Annotated in this window: 18 protein-coding genes, 1 tRNA gene and 2 pseudogenes; 9 read left to right on the top strand and 12 right to left on the bottom strand. The window is 60.4% G+C overall.

The features are described from left to right. Nucleotides 1–31: 31 nt before the first annotated feature. Nucleotides 32–997, bottom strand: coding sequence for an ArdC family protein (locus tag AC0L2U_RS17160; RefSeq protein WP_473602300.1), 966 nt, complete (start codon nt 995–997; stop codon nt 32–34). A gap of 476 nt (nt 998–1,473) precedes the next feature. Here AC0L2U_RS17160 and AC0L2U_RS17165 point away from each other — a divergent pair, with 476 nt between their 5' ends. From AC0L2U_RS17165 to AC0L2U_RS17175, 3 genes are all read left to right on the top strand, one after another. Further along, a complete protein-coding gene (locus tag AC0L2U_RS17165; RefSeq protein ID WP_473602302.1) occupies nt 1,474–2,067 on the top strand; it encodes an SOS response-associated peptidase in 594 nt (197 codons plus the stop codon). Between the two features lie 5 nt (nt 2,068–2,072). After that, nucleotides 2,073–2,783, top strand: coding sequence for a hypothetical protein (locus AC0L2U_RS17170; RefSeq protein ID WP_473602303.1), 711 nt, complete (start codon nt 2,073–2,075; stop codon nt 2,781–2,783). A 148-nt stretch (nt 2,784–2,931) separates the two neighbouring features. Next, on the top strand, nt 2,932–3,807 hold the full coding sequence (locus tag AC0L2U_RS17175) for an alpha/beta fold hydrolase (protein ID WP_473602305.1): 876 nt from the start codon (nt 2,932–2,934) through the stop codon (nt 3,805–3,807). 63 nt (nt 3,808–3,870) lie between these two features. Here the strand turns inward: AC0L2U_RS17175 and AC0L2U_RS17180 are convergent, their stop codons facing one another. The 3 genes from AC0L2U_RS17180 to AC0L2U_RS17190 are packed head-to-tail and all read right to left on the bottom strand — an operon-like array spanning nt 3,871 to nt 9,333. Then, complete coding sequence (locus tag AC0L2U_RS17180; RefSeq protein ID WP_473602306.1) at nt 3,871–7,137, bottom strand: error-prone DNA polymerase; 3,267 nt, start codon at nt 7,135–7,137, stop codon at nt 3,871–3,873. After that, nucleotides 7,134–8,657 (bottom strand): Y-family DNA polymerase, encoded by a 1,524-nt coding sequence (locus AC0L2U_RS17185; RefSeq protein WP_127395389.1) that lies wholly within the window; start codon nt 8,655–8,657, stop codon nt 7,134–7,136. Before AC0L2U_RS17185 ends, AC0L2U_RS17180 begins: the two co-directional genes overlap by 4 nt. Next, complete coding sequence (locus AC0L2U_RS17190; protein WP_127807866.1) at nt 8,569–9,333, bottom strand: ImuA family protein; 765 nt, start codon at nt 9,331–9,333, stop codon at nt 8,569–8,571. The genes AC0L2U_RS17185 and AC0L2U_RS17190 overlap by 89 nt, the downstream gene beginning before the upstream one ends. A 935-nt stretch (nt 9,334–10,268) precedes the next feature. Here AC0L2U_RS17190 and AC0L2U_RS17195 point away from each other — a divergent pair. The 5 genes from AC0L2U_RS17195 (at nt 10,269) to AC0L2U_RS17215 (ending at nt 13,066) form a co-directional block, all read left to right on the top strand. Continuing rightward, entirely contained in the window at nt 10,269–10,463 is a 195-nt protein-coding gene (locus AC0L2U_RS17195; protein WP_245481798.1) for a hypothetical protein, read from the top strand. Nucleotides 10,464–10,693: 230 nt separating this feature from the next. Next, a complete protein-coding gene (locus AC0L2U_RS17200; RefSeq protein ID WP_127266529.1) occupies nt 10,694–10,891 on the top strand; it encodes a hypothetical protein in 198 nt (65 codons plus the stop codon). Nucleotides 10,892–11,820: 929 nt separating this feature from the next. Continuing rightward, nucleotides 11,821–11,961: an entericidin A/B family lipoprotein gene (locus AC0L2U_RS17205; RefSeq protein ID WP_127395386.1), complete on the top strand. Its 141-nt coding sequence runs from the start codon at nt 11,821–11,823 to the stop codon at nt 11,959–11,961. Continuing rightward, entirely contained in the window at nt 11,961–12,149 is a 189-nt protein-coding gene (locus AC0L2U_RS17210; RefSeq protein ID WP_236383367.1) for a hypothetical protein, read from the top strand. The genes AC0L2U_RS17205 and AC0L2U_RS17210 overlap by 1 nt, the downstream gene beginning before the upstream one ends. A 692-nt stretch (nt 12,150–12,841) precedes the next feature. Next, nucleotides 12,842–13,066: a KTSC domain-containing protein gene (locus AC0L2U_RS17215; protein ID WP_189525991.1), complete on the top strand. Its 225-nt coding sequence runs from the start codon at nt 12,842–12,844 to the stop codon at nt 13,064–13,066. Here the strand turns inward: AC0L2U_RS17215 and AC0L2U_RS17220 are convergent. Next, entirely contained in the window at nt 12,991–13,260 is a 270-nt protein-coding gene (locus AC0L2U_RS17220; RefSeq protein WP_245481799.1) for a hypothetical protein, read from the bottom strand. The two genes, AC0L2U_RS17215 and AC0L2U_RS17220, sit on opposite strands and share 76 nt — an antisense overlap. Nucleotides 13,261–13,301: 41 nt before the next feature. Between AC0L2U_RS17220 and AC0L2U_RS17225 the strand changes: the two genes are divergently transcribed. After that, the gene (locus AC0L2U_RS17225; protein WP_292693839.1) at nt 13,302–14,162 is read left to right on the top strand and encodes an ATP-dependent DNA ligase; all 861 of its coding nucleotides are present in this window, start codon (nt 13,302–13,304) and stop codon (nt 14,160–14,162) included. A gap of 723 nt (nt 14,163–14,885) precedes the next feature. On the opposite strand, the pseudogene AC0L2U_RS17230 reads toward AC0L2U_RS17225, so the two are convergent. The 7 genes and pseudogenes from AC0L2U_RS17230 to AC0L2U_RS17260 form a co-directional block, all read right to left on the bottom strand. Beyond that, nucleotides 14,886–15,641 (bottom strand): annotated as a pseudogene (locus AC0L2U_RS17230) (endonuclease/exonuclease/phosphatase family protein). A gap of 1,927 nt (nt 15,642–17,568) precedes the next feature. Beyond that, a complete protein-coding gene (locus tag AC0L2U_RS17235) occupies nt 17,569–19,155 on the bottom strand; it encodes an FAD-dependent oxidoreductase (RefSeq protein ID WP_127395383.1) in 1,587 nt (528 codons plus the stop codon). Nucleotides 19,156–19,381: 226 nt separating this feature from the next. After that, a pseudogene (dnaE2, locus tag AC0L2U_RS17240) lies at nt 19,382–19,760 on the bottom strand (error-prone DNA polymerase); the annotation flags it as partial. A gap of 500 nt (nt 19,761–20,260) precedes the next feature. Further along, a complete protein-coding gene (locus AC0L2U_RS17245) occupies nt 20,261–21,070 on the bottom strand; it encodes a site-specific integrase (protein WP_245481800.1) in 810 nt (269 codons plus the stop codon). Beyond that, nucleotides 21,049–21,507 (bottom strand): hypothetical protein, encoded by a 459-nt coding sequence (locus AC0L2U_RS17250; protein ID WP_245481801.1) that lies wholly within the window; start codon nt 21,505–21,507, stop codon nt 21,049–21,051. The genes AC0L2U_RS17245 and AC0L2U_RS17250 overlap by 22 nt, the downstream gene beginning before the upstream one ends. 167 nt (nt 21,508–21,674) lie before the next feature. Next, a tRNA-His gene (locus AC0L2U_RS17255) sits at nt 21,675–21,751 on the bottom strand. 370 nt (nt 21,752–22,121) lie between these two features. After that, nucleotides 22,122–22,580, bottom strand: coding sequence for a phasin (locus AC0L2U_RS17260; protein ID WP_127327947.1), 459 nt, complete (start codon nt 22,578–22,580; stop codon nt 22,122–22,124). Nucleotides 22,581–22,813 lie beyond the last annotated feature (233 nt).

Here is a 22,813-nt window from a genome sequence, read left to right on the forward strand (position 1 = left end):
AGCGCGGTCCGACTCCGGTTCGGCGTGGCCATCACGCCGCCTCCCGTTTGTCATTCGCTGCTGCTGCCGCGGCCGCTTGCTGATCCACGCCAGGCTGGAAGCCGAGGATGAATTCGGCGGCCTTCGAGGCGGCGCTGGCGGCACGGACAATGGCGCGATTATCCTCGCGAAGGACGGCCAGCCACGAGCCGATGTAGTCGGCATGCCGAACCGTCGGGACGATGGCGAGAGAAGCGCAGACAAAGGCCCCTGCCATCTCAGCCACCAGTTCCTCCCGCGCGTAGGATTTCGAGCCGAGGGAACCGGCCATATCACGGCCGAGGCGGGAGGAATGACCCGACCAATGCCCCAGTTCATGGAACGCGGTACGGTGCCAGTTGATGGGTTCGAAATAGGCGGCTGGCGGCGGGACCTGCACGAAGTCGCTCGCAGGGCTGTAGAAGGCGCGGCTGCCTCCGATCCGAAAATCCGCGCCGGTGGCCCGGATCAGCGCCTCTGCTTGCGGTTCGATCATGCCCGGCGGAGGTGGTGGTGCGACGGCGGCGACGTCCTCCGGAAGGTTCTCGCATTGATCGGCGTTGAAGACTGTGAAGCGTTTGAGGAATGGGACCGGCTGTGCTTCGTGCCCGCTCTCGCGGGCTCGGTTGCGCTCATCGTCGGGCACGAAGCGGTCGGCATAGACGATGGTCGTGCCATGTTCTCCGTTCCTGACGTTGCCGCCGAGCCCGAGCGCCTGGCGGAATGTCAGCCAGCTCTGTCCGGTGAAACCGTGCTCGATGACCGCGCCCCACAGGATCAGAATGTTGATGCCGGAGTAGCGACGGTGGGTCGACGCGTTTTCCGGCATGGCGAGCGGCGCCTTTGCCGCCGCCGTGCCCCAGGGCTGCACCCATGGAATGCGTCCGGCTTCCAACTCGGCGATGATCTTGTCGGTGATTTCCGTATAGAGGCCTGGCCGGTCGTTGCCGGAACGGGCGCTAGCGGTGTTTCTGGGCATCGCGGTTCTCCGCGACGGGCGCCAGGAGCCTCTCTCCCGACCTTCAACCCGTCACGGCAACCCGGTCTGCACTCTCACTCTCATCGACCCGTCTCGGTACCCAGCGGCGGCAGGAAGTAGCATCGGCGTGGCCGATCTCACGTCAGGCATGGAAGCCCGTAGGGTGAAGACCGTCGCAAATTGGTGCCCACATTATGGCGCGTGCGCTTGGCTTTGGCGTCGACCGGCCCAGCATGCCGCGTGTTGCCAAGTGGTAAGGACGGCCAGGCGCTGGGCGCCGCTTTCCGCAGATGGTCTGATGAGCCTGACCTTGAGCGCATCATTGTGAGCCACGGCGATGTCAGCACCGACAATCCGCGCGATGCTCAAGCAGATCGCGAGATTTCGGGCATAGCGGAAAATCTCCGGATGGTGGCGCCGCAGCCAAGCCGCGTTATTTGTTGTAAGTCATCAACTGACTGAAAGCGTGGGCAGCCATGTGCAACGACTATGAGCAGCATATCGCCTGGGCCGAATATTGCAGGATGCTGCAATTGCTGGCGCTCGACATTCCCACCCATCAAACCGAACTGGATTTGCCGCAGGCGGATGACATCCGCATCAGTGATCCCGCCCCGATCATGCGCGCCGCCGGCGACACGATCGAACTCACGCGCATGACCTTTGCCTTTCCGCCCTCCGGGCCCAAAGGCGGGCCGATCTTCAACTTCCGCTCGGAAGGACGGAACTTCTCCAACAGCAAGCGCTGCCTTATTCCGGCGTCGGCTTTCTTCGAATTCACCGGAAAGAAGTCTCCAAAGGCTAAGCATCGCTTCACACTCAACGGCGCCTCGTTCATGGCGATCGCCGGCCTGTGGCGCGATGGCGAAGGCAACAAGCCACCGACATTCGCTATGCTGACGACGGAACCCGGCCCGGACGTGGCGCCCATCCACAATCGCCAGATTGTGGTTCTGCGCCCGGACGATTGGGCGGCATGGATCTACCTCACGAAACCCGAGGTGGAGCTGTTGAAGGCCCTGCCGGCCGGGTCGCTGGCGGTAGAAACCGTGCGACAAGGAAGCGACTAGCTCAGATGCCGGTGCGTTTTGCGCAAACACGGAAGATTCTTGGCGGCATCGCTTCGGCAATTGCGGCCCCTCGGGATCGCGGCTCTCGCCAAAGCGTCAGCACCTCGTTGTCACTGATTGCCGAGTGGCCACTTCCGCCATCAGCGACGCTTGGCTCGTCGGTGCGCATGAAAGGTATCGAGCGTGAAATACGTGCCCGCCTGCCATGGGCGGTGAGGAAGTACGTCAAAGCCGAGACTGGTCGCATAGCCTTGCGGATGCGCGAAGACGATGCCGAAGAGTTCGAGGCCGCCTCGAACAAGATCGCCAAGACCCTGGAAACCATCGAAGTACTCCCGGTCCTGCCGCGCGAGGCCGAGGACATCCTCGCAATTTCTTCGCGTGAGCGTCACAAGTGGCTGAAAGACGGACGGCTGCAAAGCATTGGCACCCGCACCGTGAAGATGCGCGGTCGATCCAAGGCCGTCACCTTCCACGTGTTCGATCCCAAGCACATCGAGGACATCCTTGATCGTGATCTGCCAAGCCTTTGGCGCGAAGAAGACGCGCAGCAAGTTACGGAGAACAGGCGACGTGGCGCCGGCAAGGCTGCCCTGACGCGGGCGGGAAAGGGTAGCGAGAAGGTTCGCGGTTCCGGGAATAACCCCAGAGATGACGCTCCCCGGCCTAAGTTGAAGGGCTGGGACGCGTTCGACGAGGAGGGCCTGCTCCGTTAGATCCGCCTTGTAGCCATTCGCGCGTCCAGAATGGACCCTGAGCGAAAGCTAACCGGGAGAAACGATCTGCAGTCGCGATTTGCCCCGAACCATTCCATGCTCAAGGAGTTCTTAAAGCCGACAACAGCCCGTTTCCTGAGGATGGCCGATGTTCGAAAACTTCGCGCTTGAAATGGCGGAAACCGAGGGCGGGCCGATAAGGCTTCGGCATGGCGGATCTGGGCCGCCTCTGCTTCTGATCCATGGCCATCTTCGCGCGCATATGACGTGGGGCCAGGTCGCGGACTTGCTGTCAGCAGATTTCAGGATCGTGTGCCCCGACCTTCCGGGCTTCGGTCGCTCCTACGCACCGGCCGATGACCCCGAGAGCAGGTTCTCGTCCAAGCGGGCAAAGGCTTCGGCGCTGGTGGAGGTGATGGAAAGGTTGGGCCACCACGCTTTCTTCGTCGCCGGGCATGATCGTGGAAGTCTGGTCGCTTTCAGAATGGCGATGGACCATCCCGACCTGGTGCGAAAGCTGATTGCCGTGGATGGGTTGCCAGTTATCGAGCATCTGGAACGGGCCGACTGGAACTTTGCCCGCGATTGGTACCACTGGTTCTTCTTTGCTCAACCCGAGAAGCCGGAACGGGCCATCCTGGCAGACCCGATGGCATGGTATAGTGACTTGCGGCCAGATGAGATGGGACACGATGCCTATGACGAATTGGTTTCATTCATCCACGATCCCGCCATCGTCCATGGCATGGTCGAAGACTACCGCGCTGGCATAAGGATCGACCATCGCCACGACCGCGAAGATCGAGAGGCCGGCAGGAAGGTGCGCTGTCCGATGCTCTGTCTTTGGTCAATCGACGATGATTTGGAACAGATTTATGGCGATCCGGTTGCCATCTGGAAGCACTGGGCCGACGACGTGGGGGGCTACGGAATCAGGAGCGGGCACCATGTCGCCGAAGAAAATCCCGCCGCTCTCGCAGCAGCGTTCAAGGCCTTTCTGAAAAATGACAGAAGCACCGATTGAGCGATCCGCTCATGTGTATCGACGAACCCAGCCATTGTTCGGCAGACCCGTTCTTGCACCGCGCTATTTGAAATCCCGTGTCTTCACCTTGATCTGGTCGATGTGCAGATGGGGATCGATAATGTTCCGGGGCCTCGGCCCCTTCGGCATGCCGCGCGGATCGGGCGTCGGGCTGCCATGATGGAATTCGTCGCCGCGCCCATGCGGCAGGGGAAAGGCAGACTGCCGATCGCCGACGCAGGCCAGCTCGCCTGAGAGATCGCTCAGCCGATGAGCGACGAGATGGACCACCTCGCCTTCCCTTTGGATGCGACCATAAACGCCAATCATGCCGGCGCCGAGCACGACCCGACGATATTTTTCGAAGACCTTGACCCACACCACCAGATTGGCGATGCCGGTCTCATCCTCGATCGTGATGAACATGACGCCCTTGGCCGAGCCAGGTCGTTGGCGGACCAGCACGAGGCCAGCCGCCTCCAGCCAGTGTCCGTCGCGCGCCTGCATGGCCTCACGACACGAGACGATGCGCTTGCGCCCCAGGTCGGCGCGCAGGAAGGAAACAGGATGGTCGCGCAGGGTCAGTCCAACATGTCCATAGTCCTCGACCACTTCGCCGCCGGCGGTCATCGCACGCAGCGCGACAAGGGGCTCCTGGATCTCCGATACCGTCCGCTGCTCGCGGCCGGAAGCCGCGGCAAACAGTGGCAGCGGTTCGTCGCGCAGTGCCTTGATCGCCCACAGGGCCTCACGCCTCGCCAGCAATAGGGATGGTTGGAAAGCGTCAGCCTGGGCAAGTTCAACCAGAGAGGCAGCAGGAACACCGGCACGGTGCCGGAGGTCATCCACCGACGCAAAGGGCTGGTCTGCGCGTGCGATGACGATGGTCGCAGCATCGGCGTTGGCAAGACCCCGGACCATGCGCAGACCAAGCCGGACAGCGAACCGACCGTCATCGGCGGTGGGCTCGAGCGTGCAATCCCAACGCGACGCGTTGATGCAGACAGGGCGCACCTCGACACCATGGTCACGTGCATCGCGAACGATCTGCGCCGGCGCGTAGAAGCCCATCGGCTGAGCATTGAGAAGAGCGGCGCAGAAGACATCGGGGTGATGGCATTTCATCCAGGACGAGGCGTAGGCGATCAGGGCGAAGCTGGCGGCATGGCTTTCGGGAAAGCCATAGCTGCCAAAGCCTTCGAGCTGCTTGAAGGTCTTTTCGGCGAACTCGCGCTCGTAGCCGTTCTTCACCATGCCGCCGATCAGCTTGGCGCCGAAGCTGGAAACGCCACCGGTGTGCTTGAAGGTCGCCATGGCGCGGCGCAGTTGATCCGCTTCGCCTGGCGTGAAGCCGGCGCATTCAATCGCCACCCGCATCGCCTGCTCCTGGAATAGCGGCACGCCCAGCGTCTTTCCAAGCACCTTTTCGAGCTCAGGCTTGGGATAGACGACGTCTTCCTTGCCTTCGCGCCGGCGCAGATAGGGGTGCACCATGTCGCCCTGGATCGGGCCTGGCCGAACAATCGCAACCTCGATGACAAGATCGTAGAAAGTACGGGGTTTGATGCGCGGCAGCATCGACATCTGGGCGCGGGATTCGATCTGGAAGGTGCCGAGCGTGTCGGCCTTGCGGATCATTGCATAGGTGCGTGGATCCTCGGCAGGGATCGTCGCGAGATCGAGAGTGATGCCCTTGTGCTCGGCCAGCAGATCGAAACCGCGCTTCATGCAGGACAGCATGCCGAGCGCCAGCACGTCCACCTTCATGAACTTCAACGCGTCGATGTCGTCCTTGTCCCATTCGATAACCTGACGATCCTTCATCGCGGCTGGCTCGATCGGCACCAGATCGTCGAGCCTGTCGCGAGTCAGGACGAAGCCGCCCGGATGTTGCGACAAATGCCGCGGCGCGCCGATCAACTGCCTGGCCAAGTCCAGCGCCAGACGCAGGCGACGGTCGCCGAGATTGAGGTTCAGTTCCTCGGCATGTTTCGGCTGGACGCCTTCGTCCGACCAGCCCCACACTTGCGAGGACAGCATCTTGATGAGGTCTTCGGGCAGTCCAAGCGCCTTGCCGACATCGCGCAAGGCGCCCTTCGAGCGATAGCGGATGACCGTCGAGCAGAGCGCGGCGTGTTCGCGGCCATAGGTTTCGAACACCCATTGCATGACGATTTCCCGACGCTCATGCTCGAAGTCGACATCGATGTCAGGCGGCTCACGCCGCTCCTCCGAGACGAAGCGTTCGAACAGCAGGTCATTGCGGTCGGGATCGATCGAGGTGATGCCGAGCACATAGCAGACGGCGCTGTTGGCTGCTGATCCCCTGCCCTGGCAGAGAATGCCCTGGCTGCGGGCAAAGCGAACGATCGAGTTGACCGTCAGAAAATACGGCGCGTATTGCAGCTTCTCAATGAGCTGCAACTCGTGCCTGAGCGTGCCAACGACCTTGTCCGGCACGCCCTCGGGAAAGCGCTCCGTCGCGCCCTCCCAGGTGAGTTTCTCCAGAGCTTGCTGCGGTGTCAGACCCGGCAGCATCCGCTCCTCGGGATATTGATAGGCAAGCTCGTCCAATGAGAACCGGCAGCGCTCGGCGATCTCGATCGTCCGCGCTAGCGCTTCGGGATAGCGGCTGAACAGCCGTGCCATTTCATCGGGCCGCTTCAGGTAGCGGTCGGCGTGCCGCTCGCGCCGAAACCCGGCATCATCGATTGTCACATTGTGCCGGATGCAGGTGACGACGTCCTGCAGGATGCGCCGTGACGGTTCGTGGAACAGGACATCATTGGTGACAACCGTTGGCACGTTGGCCTGTCCGGCAAGATTGGCCAGATCGTGCAGCCGCAGCGCCTCGTTGGGACGGCGCCGCAACGTCAGCGCCATATAGGCGCGATCGCCAAATGCGTCGCGCAGCCGGCGCCGCCAGAGTGGGCATGTGTCATCTGCCTGGTCGGGCACGAGCACTGCAAGGAGGCCCTCGCCATAGGCGACAACGTCAGCCCAATGAAGCACGCATTTTGCCTTGCCGCCACGCTTCTTGCCCAGCGACAGCAAGCGGCACAGCCGCGAGTAGGCCGGGCGATCGGTCGGGTAGACCAGGATGGAAATCTCTTCCACCAGATCCAGCCGGCAGCCGACGATCAGCCTGACGCCGGTTGCCTTTGCAGCCTCGTGGGCGCGGACAATGCCGGCCAGACTGTTGCGATCACAGATGGCAAGGGCGGGCATTCCCATGCTGGCTGCTTGCGCGAACAGTTCCTCACAGGAACTCGCGCCCCGCAGAAAGGAAAAATGCGAGGTGCATTGCAGCTCGACATAGCACGCGTTCATCCGAAGATGCCGTGCAGGAACCAGCGATGCGAGCCGGTTGCGGCATCCTCGCCATCGCCTGCGCGATAAATCCAGAACCGCTCGCCGGCTTCGTCCTCGACCTGGAAATAGTCGCGCACGGCAGTTAGCTCGGCGTCGCGCTTCCACCATTCGCCGAAAACCCGCTCAGGTCCATCGGCGCGCTTGATCCGTCGACGGATGCCTTTCCAGGTGAAGCTCGCCGGCGGATGGTCCGGTAGCAGCGCAATGGCCTCGATCGGCTCCGGCACGGTAAACAAGCGAGCCGGACGCGGCCAATGGTCTGGCCATGCGTCGCCGGTCTCAGCCGATGCAGCGGCTACACGCCGGAAAGATCGCTCGGGCACATCGCTGGCAACCGGGGTAAACCGATAGAGCTTTTCCTCACCGACACGGTTGCCGAGTGTGTCGATCAAATCCGAGATGTCTGCATCCCGTTGCTCGATCAGCGACGAAACGGTCTGCCTGGGAGCGAGTGATTCTGCCAAGGGCGCGGACAACCGCATCAGCTCGATGCCGAAGCCCGGATCGACCGTCTCGATCTTGTCGCAGAGCAGCCGCGTCAGCCGCTTCACATCACGGACAGGCAAGGCCGTGCCGACGCGAATGGCTTCGACGCGGTTGTCGACGCGGTAGAGCAGCAGGTCAAGCCGCCGGGCGCCGAACCCTTTGGTCTCCAGCCCGACACACAGCGCCTGAACAAGCTTGCCGACATAGCGCGCGATTGTCTCGGCCGCACTGATGGGCTCGCCAAAGGCGCGCCTTACCTCGACCACATCGACCGGCCGCACTGGCTCTATCGGCTCGGCGAGACGTCCAGCAGCCTGGTCAAGCCGGCGGCCGAGTTCCGGCCCGAAGCGCAGCGCCAGTGGGGCGCGCGGCTGCTGCAGAAGCTCACCCACCCTGTCGAAGCCCAAAACCCGCAGACCGCTGACGATCTCATCGGGCAAACGCAATGCTGCGATGGGCAGAGGAAGGATCGCATCGCAGGTTGCGTTGACCGCGACCACGCTCACGGCTTGCCTGACATATCGCGCAAAGGCATGAGCAGCACCCCAGCTATCCGCTATGGCTGCGCGCGCCGAGAAGCCGACCTTGCCGAGACGTTCGACCATATCGGCGAGCATCAAGCGTTCACCGCCATGAAGATGATCGGCGCCCGTGGTATCCATCACCAATCCGTCGGGAGGATCTGCTGCGACAATCGGCGCGTACCGCCGCAAAGCCCACAGGGCCAACCGATCCAATGCCTGCGCGTCTGCTTCAGGTTCGGCATCCATGACCGCCAGCCCCTGGACGAGGGCCTGTGCCTTCGTCGCGGGCATTCCGACGCGCAGGCCCGCTTCTGTTGCCGCGCGATCCACCGCAGTCACCAGGCGACGATTACCGTGCCGCCCGACCAGCACCAAAGGCTTATCCGGTGGCGGCGAGACGTCGCCCAATTTCCTTCTGAGCCGGTCGGTCGACCAGCTTGGAAGGAACAGCGAGACGACCCTTTGCATCACAAGCCTCCACTTCGATATCGAGTGTTTCCCCTCCACGAGACCGGATCAGTTCAAGTTGCCATCGCGCCCGGCCAACGCCGGGCACAGGCAGCGGTCGCGACGGCAGCACGGAAACCCGCCAGCGGGTGACGGACGCCGTCGGCTGCCCGAAATCGGCGGCTTCGGTCTGGCGGCGCCAGCGGCGGATCGCGATGCCGATCGCGCCGGAGCCTTCCGATGCCAGTTGCAACCGGCGCGAGGCAGTCATGGACAGGCGCGCCACTTCCGCGACCACAGCCCCAAGTCCGACATGCCGCAGGCCTTCCTCGAAGCAGGCGAGCAAGGATTTGTCGTCACCGGCTTCGACATAGATCACCCGGTCGGGATGCAGTCCGACCTGTGCGATTGCCGGTGCAAACAGATCCTGGCGCGTCACGCACCACAGCACCTTGCCTTGCGTCCTGGCCGCAATGCCTGCAGCAAAAAGCGACGCGGCAGCGCCATCGATTGCACCATTGCCGCCGCCGGCAACTTCATGAAGTGCGCCAAGCGCCACGCCCCCGCCTGGCAGATGACTGTCGATCGAGGAGATACCGAATGGGAGCACCGCTCTTTTGCGCGCGTTACCGCCTTCGAGACGCGCAATGCGATCTCGCAGATCGGAAATAGCAGCGTTAGGCGTCGATGCACTCATCTGTCCCCTGAACGCGACATGGTGGCGGAATGTTCCTCATTTGTTCCCTTCCTAATGAAGAGTCAATGGGATGGCGAGGTGGCGCTGCGGAAGAAATGTTTGTGGCGACCGCCCGGTGGCATCGACAGAACCGTTTGCCAGCAGGACGAGGCGTCGAAGCCACCTGTCCTGTTGGGATGTTCGCGCCGGCGGCTGGCGGCGCCCAAGGAAAAACGGCGTATAAACCGCAGTCCTGCGCGCGTCCGCAATTGCGGACATTGTCGCGCGCGGGACGGAGGAAATTCGCCCCCGCCGCGGGCGGTTAACAGGACAGCCGTAGGAGCGTCAGCATAGCGCCGGCCGCAGGACGGGACGCGGGACCGACTGTCCCCGTCCGCGGTGGTCCGCGTGTAGCATCGGCCATGAATGCAGTTGCGTTGGGATTGAGCACGAAGCCTCAAACGATTGCCAGATCTCCCTATCCAATTGGAAAAAAACCATTTTTCCAAACCATCAGGAGTCTATTGACACCTTTGTTCTTATTTTGTTCACTGTTGGTGATTGATACTGGAGGCGAACCGTGAACTTCGCTTGAACATTGAAGGTGCAACGCCCGAGGAACTGGCACGCGGGATCGCGGCAGCCGAAGCAGTCTTCTCGCGCGCCGGCATTACGGCTTTGCAAGGCGCGGAAGGTTTGTTCGCGTTGGAAGGCTGGGATATCAAGGGCTTCCCGGAAGACGACCAGCCAACCGAGGACGAGGACCAGGCTGCTTCGGTCTGGATGGAAGCCGACGAGGCTGCGACGACTGCATGTTGTGCGGGCTGGCCGGAGGATAAAGTTCCGGGCCATCAGATCATGGAGCTGATCGACGTGCCCCGAACGAGATTGCAGGCCGAGGCGCTCCCGGACACGTGGCCGGCGCGCAAACAGCTCTATCCCGATGTTGTCACCCGGTGGAGACCACGACCGGGCCGGACCGCCAGATCGATTTCGATATTGCCTTCGTTCTTGGTTGGGTGCCCGAGCGGCCGACGCTGGATCAGGTCGAGCCGCTTTCGGAAAATGGCGACCGTATCCCCTTCTTCACCAGCAACCTCGCCCAGGTGGAAGAAATGGCTCGCAAGGCACTCAAGGACTGGACGATCTAGATTGACCAGGACCCCTACGATGCCCACGTTTTCGATCCTGCAGCCAGCGAAGACGGTGAAGAATTGCGGATCGCACTGACCCTGGCGATGATGCGCGGCCAGTCGATGCATTTCGATTAGCGGTGAACGGGTTACACGGCCAACGTCGATCGATCGTGCTTGGCCACTCCAGGTCGCACGCTGGATGGCTAAAAACCTGACCAGCCCACACCGCACCCGAGGAGAGAACAATGTCAGAAAAACCACCCTATATGCCGACCGGCATTGGAACAGGCATGATGAGCGACGACGAGACCAAGGTCGGCGTTCTGATATTCGAAACGGCGCAAGGGAACTTCGACTTCGCAGTGAATCTGCAGGCAGTCGATATCCTCACCAAGGCCATCAACAAGATCGAGATGCATCTTCGCTCCGGCAAGACGCGCTGAGTGTCCGACGATGTGCCAGATCAGAGAAGCCGAAGCCAGGACCTTCGGGAGATCACGCAGGGACCAGGCATCGTGTGGCGGGTCGGCTGGGCGTCGCAAATCCGTTGTCAGTCGCCGACTGGCTCGGCTGGAGGAAACGCTCGGAAGCCAGTGCTCTCGCGCACGACTCGCGGCGCCGGGTTGACGGACTGCCGCTGCGATCGATCACGACTTGCTCACGCTGCATGCCGGCGGTAGGTGGGCCCGGCCATGTGCGCTCTCCCGTTAACATCGTTCCCCGGATTTGGGAGGGCCGGCTAAGTCTTGGTCGACCAATTTCGACAGGACAGCCGTCAATCTGGATTGCCCGTTTGCCGTCCAACGCGACCGAAGTTCTTCGCCCGCTGGTTCGCACCGGATCATTCTCCGTCTTCTCTGCGACGATCGCGACGCGTGGCGTGCGTCACTGGCGGCCATTTTAGCATCAGCTTGACAAGTTAATTGCCCCAAAGCAGTTTCGGTGTGTGAAAAGGGAGGAACAGCTATGAAAAAAGCCTATGAAAAGCCAGTCCTGACCAAGCGGGGAATTCTTTCCTCAATCACGGCGCAAGTCATCGAGTCGGGTCTTTCTGCGACCTGAGCAGGTCTTTGACCACTGGAAGCCCGCTGGCTCCGGCTGGCGGGCTTTTTGGTCTTCAGGGCGTGGATTAGGTCCTGACCGACAAAGGGTGCTACATGGGCGATGAAGAATGCCCGCCCAGCGTACGTTGTCTACGCACCACCGCTGATCGGCCTTCCGTTCCTGGCTGTGAATACTGGCTCTGGATGGGACGACCATCGCAACGCCCTTTGACACCGCAGATGAAGCGGCCGCCCACAACAAGGTGATGGCGGTTACAGGTGCGATACGGCAAAGCGGACTTGATAACCACAAATAGGAGAACCCGTCCATGAGACTGCTACGCATCACACCGATTGTCATTCTTGCCTGTGCCTTGGCCCTTGCGGCCTGCGCCAACACCGTCCGAGGCGTCGGCAGGGACGTCAAATCGACGGCCAACGCAGTCGACGACACGGTCAATAAACCCTGATGCAGAGGACCGTCACGGTCATCGAGAAGACAACGGGCCGCGTGATCGGAGCTCTGCCGATCGATCTTGCGCAGCAGAATCACGAGGCTTCCGATGATCAGTATTTCACCAAGGCGTTCGAAGCCGCCATGGACAGCGGCCTTATTAGTGAGGCCGACAAGCATGCGGTTGAATTCCGGCTTGAGTAAAGTTGACGTTGCGACGGCTTTCTGTCGCGTATCGGGGTTTGTGGTTGCATGGTTTTGCACCTCAGCCATCCATCAGGGGTGAATCAACACACCGTCTAGTCCAACTATCCCTAGGCACGGCCCGCCGCTGCTATGAATGGGGCGGCGGGTTTTTGACCCGGAGGCGAGCAGCAGCCGCTACTCAGACCCACTCAGTAGAGCAAGTCGGCGTATTGGTAGGCGAACACTCGGCCATTGCTCTCGTCGGTCACCTCAAGAAAGTAGTTTCCGGATCGGTGGAGCGTCAGTGGCCTTTTCGTTGCCTGTGCGGCGGCGCAATAGGATGTCGGGGCCTCAGCCCGGTATTCCGCTATCACCTGGCCCGCAAGATATTCTCGGATTTGATACGCCACGGTCAGCCCCCGGGGTCCGAATCATACATTAGAGATATCTAACATTTCCCTTTTGGCGAGACGGGGTGTACTTTAGTTACCGCTGGGTTTCCTAGCGACCTACACTGCCCGCTGCCGAGAGGTGGCGGGCCTTTTCGTTTATGTGTGGAACGCCGCAATCCAATGGGAGTTGAAATTCTGTCACCGCCCCTTCCGTGGAGGCGATGATGGCCACGGGCGTACAGCCGTGCTCGGCCCGCTCCCGCTTCCTCAGTGGGCGGGCCATCTCGCGGGTCGCTCACTAGCAGCATCTGGTGCACCATGCCGTCAACCTCGATACGCAGGTTCGAATACAATCCGGACACCAGGGTTCTATCGGTGTGGTTTGTAGCGGGCGGCAGGCAGTACGACTTTCTGGACGTGCCGCCTGATACCTACGCCGATTTTAAAACTGCCTTTGCCAAGGGCCGCTATTTCAACGATCGCATCCGCAACCATTTCGCGTTCCGGCCTGTGGCAAGCTCCGGCTCCAGCGGCTCATGCTGAGGCAGATTGTGCCAAGCGACCTGGCGGAAGTCGCGCATGTCGAACTGCTGGCCGCACACCGGACAGGTCATAAAATTGTTGCGCTCGTCGGCAGGCTCGCCGCCGTGCTGCTTGCCGGGAATCGGCGGTCCAAGGTCGGATAGCTTCGTCATAACTGTCAAACATTCAATTCGTCTAAAATGTTCCGGAACCATTTTAGCGCGCGCTAATTGAATCGCACTATGCGAGTCGGCGCATGCCTCTGAAGTTCATCAAGCCCATGGAGCCCGAGCTGGTCGACACGCCACCGCAGGGCGACGAATGGCTCCATGAGATCAAATTCGACGGGTATCGCACCCAAATTATCAAGGATGAAAACGGAATCCGGCTGTTCACCAAGAATGGTTACGACTGGACCGGCCGCTACATCGAACTTGCCGGAGAGGCGGAGGCGATCGAGGCCGAAAGTTTCATCATCGATGGCGAGACTATCACGGTCGACGAGGCCGGACGGTCCGACTTCCACGCCCTGCAATCAGCCGTTACCCGCCGTAAGCCGTCGCGCGACCTGTATTTGGTGGCGTTCGATCTCCTGCACCTGAACGGGCACGATCTGCGCAACATGCCGGTGGAAGACCGCCGCGAGATCCTGCAGGCATTGATACCAGCCGTCGGCCGCATTCAGGCCAGCAAAGCTATGCCCGGCACTGGCGATGCGGTTTATCACCTAGTCGACAGGGCAGGGCTGGAGGGCATGGTCTCAAAGCGCAAGGATAGCGTCTACCGCAGCGGGCCGACGATGAACTGGCGCAAGATCAAGTGCTATGCCGAAAAGGAAATGGACATCATTGGCGTGCAGCGCGAGGCCGGAAAGCCCGCGATGGTGCTCATGGCCGACAAGGGTCGCTATGCTGGCGGCGCGTTCGTTGCCTTTAAAGCCGACAAGCGTCAGCGACTATGGGATCGCGTGCAAGGGAAGGTCGGGGGACCAGTGCCGATCGGTCTAAAGAAAGAAAAGGCCGAATGGCTCAAGCCTGGTCTGGTCGGTCGCGTGCGGTTTCTAAAGGGCGAGGAGCAGCTTCGCCATGCGAAGCTGCTGGACTACCGGGAGGAATAATTCTTGGGCTGCTGGCAATGAGTGCCCACGTTGCGGAACAGAACCGTGTGGCTGGCGTTGTGCCGACATCTGCACGTCGGCGTCATGTCTTGGGCAATTTCACCGGCTCGTCGCACTGCGACGCTGCGGCGATCAGGAGGAAAAATCATGACGCCCGACGTGACAAATCGCGGAGGCTACGAGCAGCCTAGACACATCGTGCTTTGTTGCTGGATTGCCGTTGTGCCCGTAGCTATAGGTCTCGTCGTTTGGTCACTCCTTGTGACCAACTGGTCGGCGTGGTCACCGTCACCCAAAAAATGATCGTGCCGACCTGGCCATGGACCGATGCCATGTGAGATTGCGTGGATGATCGTTGCTTTAGTCAAGCGCAATGTAGCGTTGAGCGGAAACGAAGTAGGCCCGCCACTGAGGACACAAACAGCGGCGGGCCTTGCTTTGAGACCTGGCCCGGGGAGCCAAGCTGCAAACCCAACTTCGATTTCAGAAACAGGTTCCAGGCCTGCAGAAAAAACTTAACGCTTGCTGGCATTGCATAGGCCCGCCACCGGGTCTCGGAACCAGAGGCGGGCCCTCGCACCCGAGCTTGGTCGTTTCAAGGAGGGAGTCGTCCTCACCAAGCACATCCCGAACTTCGACTGCAGATGCATGTTCCTCAGGTCAGTGCAGAGACCAGCTTTGCAACTAGCGAAAGCCCGGCATCATGGCGAACAACGGCACCCTTCAATGACGGCCGGGTAGGTTGAGCTCTATCCGGGCTGGCGCATGATCACTCGGTTTTTCCCAGCCGCGCAAATCAGCGTCCACCCCGGCATCACGTAACCTGGACGAAAGTGACGGGGTGACGAGGAGATGGTCCATGCGCAGGCCGGAACTCCTGTCGAAACCGCCACGATACGAAAAGTTCCAATACGTATAGATGCCCTTCTCCGGATGGATACGGCGGACACCATCGATCCAGCCATAACCAAGCATTTCGGCGTAAGCTTGCCGGCTCTCCGGAAAGTAGACCGCGTCGCCTAGCCAACGTCCTGGCACCGCGGCATCGATCGGCGGCGGCACGACATTATAGTCGCCGCACAGAACGCACGGGGATACTTCCCTGAGCAATACCTGGCTGTAACTGATCAGACGATCGAATTTCGGGCCAGGCGCTGGATTGCCGTTGGGCAGGTACAGACAGCCGATCTCCCATCCACCTCCGCCTCGATATACCGGCTGTGAGTATCGTCAGGATCACCCGGGAGGCCACGCCGACGCTCCAGCGGCTCTTTCCCTCGGACGACCGTTATAAGACTTCTGCCCATGCCAGACGGCACCGTAACCGGCGTTCCTGATGGCTTCGGCGGGAAATTTCTCATCCGAGGTCTTCAATTCCTGAAGGCATACGATGTCATAGTTGGTCTGACCTAGCCATCTGATGAGCACCGGCAGGCGACCGTTCACGCCATTCAAATTAAAGGTCGCGATGCGGGTCATTGCATTATGCCGGCGGCGGGGTTGTCAGTCTTGCAGGCAGCCTCGCCAATAACCGCCGCTCCTTTTCCATACCGGCGCATATCTCGTGCCCGGGCTGGCGACCGATGTGTCTCGATGCCATGTTTCACCTCCTGCGCCCTCCCCTCTTCTGGCACGCGACCGACCCTTTTGGGGAGGCTCGCCCGCAGCCGATCTCTCGTTTCGATTTAGACGGTGTAGTCCTCTCAGCTCCTTAACCGCGGGACGGGGGGAAAGTTTCACTACAGCTTTGGCATTTGGCATCGGTTCAGGGGTCCGGAGGCTTGCGAGGCCGATGAACCTTTAGGGCCGTCACTGCGTTCCCTGCGACAAAACGCGAACGATGCATTCCAATGGATCACAACCCACGTCCCGGGCCGCAGAAGCAGGAGGCAAGTGGCGCCGAAGCCCGCTTTTCCTTCGATCGAATGGCCGTCGAGCGGTTTCAGCAAGCTTTTCCGCGCGCAAGATGGAGTGACGAGCGCAAGAGCTGGTTCGTACCCGGCACGACGGCAGCCCGGCGGATTGAACGCTGGCTAGCGCAAGAGGCAGCGCTACGGACGCCCCACGAGGACAGCAAGGGACGAGATGCGTTCGCCTTCGATCCAATATCGAGCCAATATCTGGAGATCGCGGACGACCTGCGCATTCGTACGCCCTACTCGAGGACAGTGCTTGAAGAGTTGCGCGCCGTCCCGTGGTCGGGTTGGGACGACGAATTGCGGGCCTGGAGAGTTCCATTTCGCTCATATGACGAACTCCGGCGCCGGTGGCCAAGCATCGAAAAAGCTGCTCGCAATGCCGAGCCGGAGGAAAGGAAACGGCGACGTGTGGACGCCAGAAATACTGAAGCCTACAGAACCTCGCGCCAACTGGCTGCTGAACGCCGGCGTCACCGCTATCCGTTGCCAACTCACGATCAACCTCGCCTGGGTCGCGCTGTCGCAACCGAGCTCTACGGGGTCGTCGTCTTCACTGACATTTCCGGTGAAGTGGTCGTGCCATCAGACGCAACTGCCCTTTATCCTCACGCAATGGCTTCGAACGGCGAGTTGGTTTGGGGCAGATGGCGCTCGGCTACGCTGGGCGAACTTGTAAGGACATGGCCCGCAAGGGTGGCCGCTGGACCGACCGAACGCCTGAGGGGTTGGTGGTGGCCAACACTTGCCGAGCTTAGAGTTGCGCGTCGAAAAGCCCGCAGTCGAGAGCGTATTAGGCGAAGTCGCAGCTGGCAGATGTGACGCTCGCATCCGGCCGTGCGGCTGCCACGAAGGTCGCTAATCGGGGCTGTCCGTCGAGCGGACTTCAGGCAGGTTTACGGCAGCACGATGTCACCCGCGTTGAATCATGGGCGTGAGTTTCGACAGAGCGTCATTCGGCCCCCGCTCAAGCGTCAGCTTCACCAGTGTCACTCCGGCCGAGCTATCCCGGAAGGAACGGGGCGCCATGAAGGCCGTTGGATGCTTTTCAGTGAGAAGTCGCCATGCACCTCTTCCAAATCCTGCTTCCTCGCGCGGACAATGACGGCCGGCCATTTGAGCGGGAAGCTTTCGATCGGGTCAAGGAAGAGCTGGCTGCCCGGTTCGATGGCGTCACTACCTTCAGGCGCCAGCAGAGGGGTTGTGGCGAAAGGGTGCCGACTCCGCCATCGATGAAATTGTCATCTTCGAGGTCATGGCGGAAGAAGCCGACTTGTCCGATTGGTGCGCCCGCCGCTCCGAACTGGAGCGCCGTTTCCGGCAAGACAGGGTAATCATCCGTTACATGCCGATGGCATTGGTCTAGCGCGACACCGTCGTCGCGTTCGCGATCCTCGCGTTCAGCGAGATATTTTGAACGATGAAGTGTGTCCAGGTGGGAAAGCGCCCCGCCGGTTGAAATGTTGGTGTTCAAGACCGGACCGGGAGTTTCAGTCTGCGCCGCTGTGGGATTGTGCGTGTGATCTCTTGGACCAATCTGAGGCGGTTCCGGTCCGGCGCGACAAAGGACGGATGGCGGGACCGTTGAGAACGGCTCCATCCGGCGCGAACTGGGAGCCATGGCAGGGGCAGTCCCAGCACTGCTCGGTCGAATTCCAATGGACGATGCAGCCGAGATGCGTGCAACTGGCGGAATGCATGTGCATTCCACCGTTTTGGTCACGGCACACGGCGAGTTTTCTCAAACCATCGCGGAGAATACCGCCCTGACCGGGTTCCAGATCGGCGGCTGATTTGATCTCGCCGGGCAACAGATACTCCGCGAAATTCTTCAACGCCGTCAGATTCTCGCTAACGTAGTTCGCCAATGCCAAGGGAGGCTTGCGATCGGGGGCATAAACCTCCTCCCACACACTGGACCCACCGACGACAAGGTCCCGGATGAGCAGGCCAGCCAACGCTCCGTGGGTGATTCCTTGTCCTGAATCCCCGGTAGCGATAAAGACGTTCTTGCTGCAAGGATTGCGGCCGATGAATCCGCAATAATCGATCGTGTCGAGAACCTGGCCAGACCAACGCGCTGCTTCCTCGCCCAGTTCCGGGACAAGGGCGCGGATCCAGGCGTCCAATGCATCGAAACGCGCCGAGCCGTCATCGGCTTCGCCAGATTTATGATCACGACCGCCCGCAATTAGATAGTCGATGTCACCCTCCCCGGGTTGGAGACGAACGTAGTAGTAGGGATCGTCCATATCCCAATAGAGCGCGTCCGGAAGAGTTGCTTTGGGCAGCTCGAATGCCATCGCATAGGTCCGATAGGGCGCCATCTTGCTGTGGATGGCCACCACCGTATTGACCGGCGAGTTTGTGGCAAACACGGCGTTATCGGCTGTGATGGTTGCGCCCCCTTCGACGCGAAGGCGGATCTGTTCACCCTCCTCGATCTCGGTGACGGCACTTTCGGCAAAAGCCTTGCCTCCGCGCTCCCGGAAATCGTCAAGCAGGGCACGAAGATATTTCAGTGGGTGAAACGTGGCCTGATCGGGATAGCGTAGCACCGGCGCCGCCTCATGGCCTTTCAACGGAACGCCGCGGCCGTGGTCTGCGATTGCACCAACCTTGCCAGCCGCTTCATACTCTTCATCACATTGCTTGGTGGCTTCATTTTCGTCCATCCAGGCTGCGGGAAAAAGAAATCCGTCGAGCCGACGAAAGTCGCAGTCTATTTCAAGATCGCTGACGTGTTCCTCGATCCGGTCGACAGCGGCTTGCTGGCTCTCTTGAAAACCTCGAGCGAGATCCTCGCCGCGGATTTTGACGAGTTCGCTTAGGCCGTCGTCGCAGATCGGGGCCAAGTGGGCGGTCGTGCGGCAAGTCATCCCACCGAGCAGCCGCCCCCTGTCAACCAGCACCACTGACTGTCCCGCCAGCGCAAGTTCGTAGGCAATAGAAACGCCGGCCATGCCCGCCCCCACCACCGCCACATCGCATCGCACATCCTGTTCCAGTTGCGGGGCCGAGGGCAACTCCGTGTCCTTCATCCAAAAAGATTTCGTGGCTTCGTCACTGACGTTCATCGCTGCCTCCAACCTGGCTGCGCGTCTAACGGTCGGAACTGCATTTTGATCCGAAATGTGCAAACGAATCCAAATTGTTTGCTCCCTTGCGCGGAAATGGGACTACCAACGGGGTAGACCGTCGCAGATCGTGAGGGCCGACATCGGCTAGGACAAAGCGTCTCGTTGGCCGCGACAAGAGGTCGTTTAAGGAGCCTGACGATGTCGGGCGCTCGCTCCCAGGGGGTTCGTCGAGCCGATCATGGCTCAGGACGAAGCCACCGGGAAAGCCGCAGCCGCCGATCATCGAGATTCAGATTCAGCCCTGTGGCTCGCTGCGCGTGGACGGCTTCGACATGGCCCCAAATCTGCGAGGACAGAAGTCTGGTCATGTCTCGGGCAATCCGAGCGCCTTTCCCGCATCGCGGATGGTACCCTTGGTACCCATTGCATGACGATCTCGCGCCGCTCGTTGCTCAACCTTCGAACAGGAGATTGCTGCGTTCGGGATCAATGGAGGTGATGCCGAGCACGTAACACACGGCGGAATTGGCGGCCGAGCCGCGGCCCTGGCACAGAATGTCCTGGCTGCGGGCGATACGAACGATCGAGTTCACGGCCAAAAATACGGCGCGTAGACTGGAAAAAGACGGCTGACCTGCTCGGCTTCGGGCCGGCGTTGCCTTTTCGGTTTTGCAGCAGCAAGACAGTCCATCACGCCCTACATCGTAGAAGATGCCGCAAGTCTTCCGAATGCGGGGAAAGGCGGTAGCGCTCTCCCGTACCAATCCCCGATGGGCAAAGAGCCTGTCCCATTTGCACGCCGCAGCCGCCGACTACACCCCGAGCCGAACGCAGGCCCTTCACTGCGCCAAGAAAGTCCGCCTACGCATTAGGCACGGTACATTTCTGGTCTTGCAGAAAGGCGAAGCATTGAGGCGATATTCGCCCACGCTTCAACCAATCACCGTGCACCGGATTGAGCGAGCGCTCGATCGCGTGGCCGAGATAATCGTCGGGCGCGACGACCAAGGCGAGATATGGCTCCCGCTGTACGACTATCTTGAACGCGCCCTGCAGGATTATCGAGCGAAGGAGGAACGCCTCGCCGCAGTGCGCCAGCGTGTCATACGATCCCAGGATCGAACGGCAACACGATCTTCATAAGTTCCTCTTGCCACATCTTCATGTCGCCGCCCTCGCCGTATTTCGGACGGTCGATCGTGTGGCCCATCAGCATGCGCCGAAGCTCCTCGTCCAGCCTACCGTTCTTCATGCGGTCTTCGAATGAATGGCGCAGTGAATAGACAGTGTGATTGTCAGTCGGGAACAAATTGTAGCTCTTGAAGTGCTTGTTGAGCAGGGCTGACAGCGACGCCTCGCGATCCTTGTACCGCGGGAAGCCGTTGGGGTGCTTTTTGAACACCTCAAGCGCCACGCCGACCAGCGGTATCTTGCGCACCGACGAGGCGGTCTTGATCTCTCGTGGATCGTCGGGATCGTCACGCGGCTCGACTGAAATGTGCGGCACCTCGTGGTCAACATGGATGACACCGGTATGCAGGTTCGCGAGTTCGCTCGGCCGGGCTCCTGTCTCAGCGAAGGCAAGCACGATTCCCCTCGCCTCATCATTGAGTGTCGCAAGCGCGCCAGGCGCAAATATCTTGTCGCGAATCCAGTCGGTCGGGAACGGCGGTCGACTGCGTTTCGACTTGTCGGCGAATGACAGATCGGCGAACGGATTCTTCTGTTCGGGGAAACCTAGATGGCGAAAGTAGTCGGCGTAGAGGGTCCGAAGATTGCCCATGTTTCGGTTGCCTGTCGACGCTGAACGGTCTGCTCTCCCTTTCTCAGGCGCAATTCGATCCAGCCAATATTTGTGTACCACTCGCGCGTCGTCGCGCGTTATCTCGCTCATAGGCTTGTCGCCGACCATGCCGATAAACACCTCGACCTCATTTCGCGCTTTGCTTTCCAGCGCTTCTTCTGGTCAGGGCTTTTTGTGCGGATTTCGTCGCGGGCAATCTCGTTGAAGTATAGCTTCAGCGCTTCCGATATCTTGTCGTCAGGGCGAGCGACCGCCCCGCCGACCGCATCGACAGATGGTGATTTGGCAGGCTCGCCTATCGTGCTCTCTACCCGCTGCAGGATGGTATCGAGGGGCTCGGCGACCAGGATCTCGGCGAGCGGTCGATAGACGAATCCCAAGGACTCGGCGCGCTTGATGGCTTGTTGGTATCGGATACGCGCCGCCTGTGGATTTTCACCCAGCATCAACGAAGCCCATAAAGCATTGTCAGCAGCCTCATGGAGATCTCGGGCGGTGCGCGCCTTTATCCGGTCTGCGGTGTCGAGGGCGCGGCGCACGAACACGCGACGCTCGTCGAGGTCCCTGACCTCTCTGGGCAGACGACGGTAGTAATGGAAATGATCGCCTCTCCGTTGCACAATATGTAACACAAAATAGGAAATAGCCGCAAGACCGATCCCCAGATGTTACAAATTCTATAACAGACTCAATGATTTAGCGGAAAATCCAGTGGTACCGTTGGCTGGGATCGAACCAGCGACCTCCGGATCCACAATCCGGCGCTCTAACCATCTGAGCTACAACGGCACGTTGCCTGAGCGGATCGAAACAGAAACTCATCCGCCCGCTCTGTCGTTCGGCGATGCGTCCTTACGGGCTTATGGATTCTAATTCAAGGCTTTTGGAAAGCAAAGGTCACTTCCCCACATCGACGCGGCATTTGCCCAGCAAGAAGGCGCAGGCAAGGGCCGGGCGACGGACAAAGAAAAAGGCCGGCGGGAGGAGGTGCCGGCCTTTTCCTGTTACGAGCCAGCGGGAGGAGGTGCTGGCTGGTCACCCCGGGGAGCAGAGGGAGGAGGTTCCACTCACCGGGTATTCCTTGATGGCTGCTATCATACACCTGATCGTTTTTAAGAAAATGCGACCTTTTGTTGCATCTTCAGATCATGCGCAAATGTTAGGCAACCTTGATTTCCTTCATCGCCTTCTCGAAGGCGGTCTTGATCGGCTTGGAGACGTCCTCGGCCGCCTTGGAGGCAACGGCCTGGAAGTCCTTGGCCTGCTCGACGGTCGATTCGACGCGCTTGCGCAGGAAGGCGGTCTGCAGCTCGACGACTTCCGACAGCGACTTGGCGCCGATCAGGGCTTCGAGGTGGGAAAAGCCGGCCTCGGCATTGGCACGCAAAGCGGAGATGGTCTTGAGCGACAGGTCGTTGGAAACGGTCTTGGCGGTCTCGTAGGTCGACTCCAGAGCCTTCTGGGTCTCCTCGGCGCCGGTCTTCAGCTTGGCATAGGCCTCTTTCGACTGCTCAACGCCCTTTTCGGCGAAGGCGCGCATCTGGTCGGTGGCCTTGGAAGCGTCGAAGCTCGGGAATTCAACGTTTTCGATCGTCTCGGCGGTCTTGGTCCTGGACATTTTCCATCCTTTTCAGCGGCAGCGGCTTTGACAGAAAGCCGTCTCGTTCCTGTATGATGGCAATATAAAGGCAAATTTTGTGCGTTGCAATATCTTTGTTGCAGTGCACCATAAATTTCTTTTGGGCCGTTAACCAAGAGCCCAGATTCAAGCCTTTGCACGTTCTGGCTTGTGGACCTTCGCGCCTCCGGCTTTTATTAACAAAGCGTTAACTGCAAAATCGCCGCTCCGTG

It is taken from the genome of Mesorhizobium sp. WSM4808, from assembly GCF_055811675.1.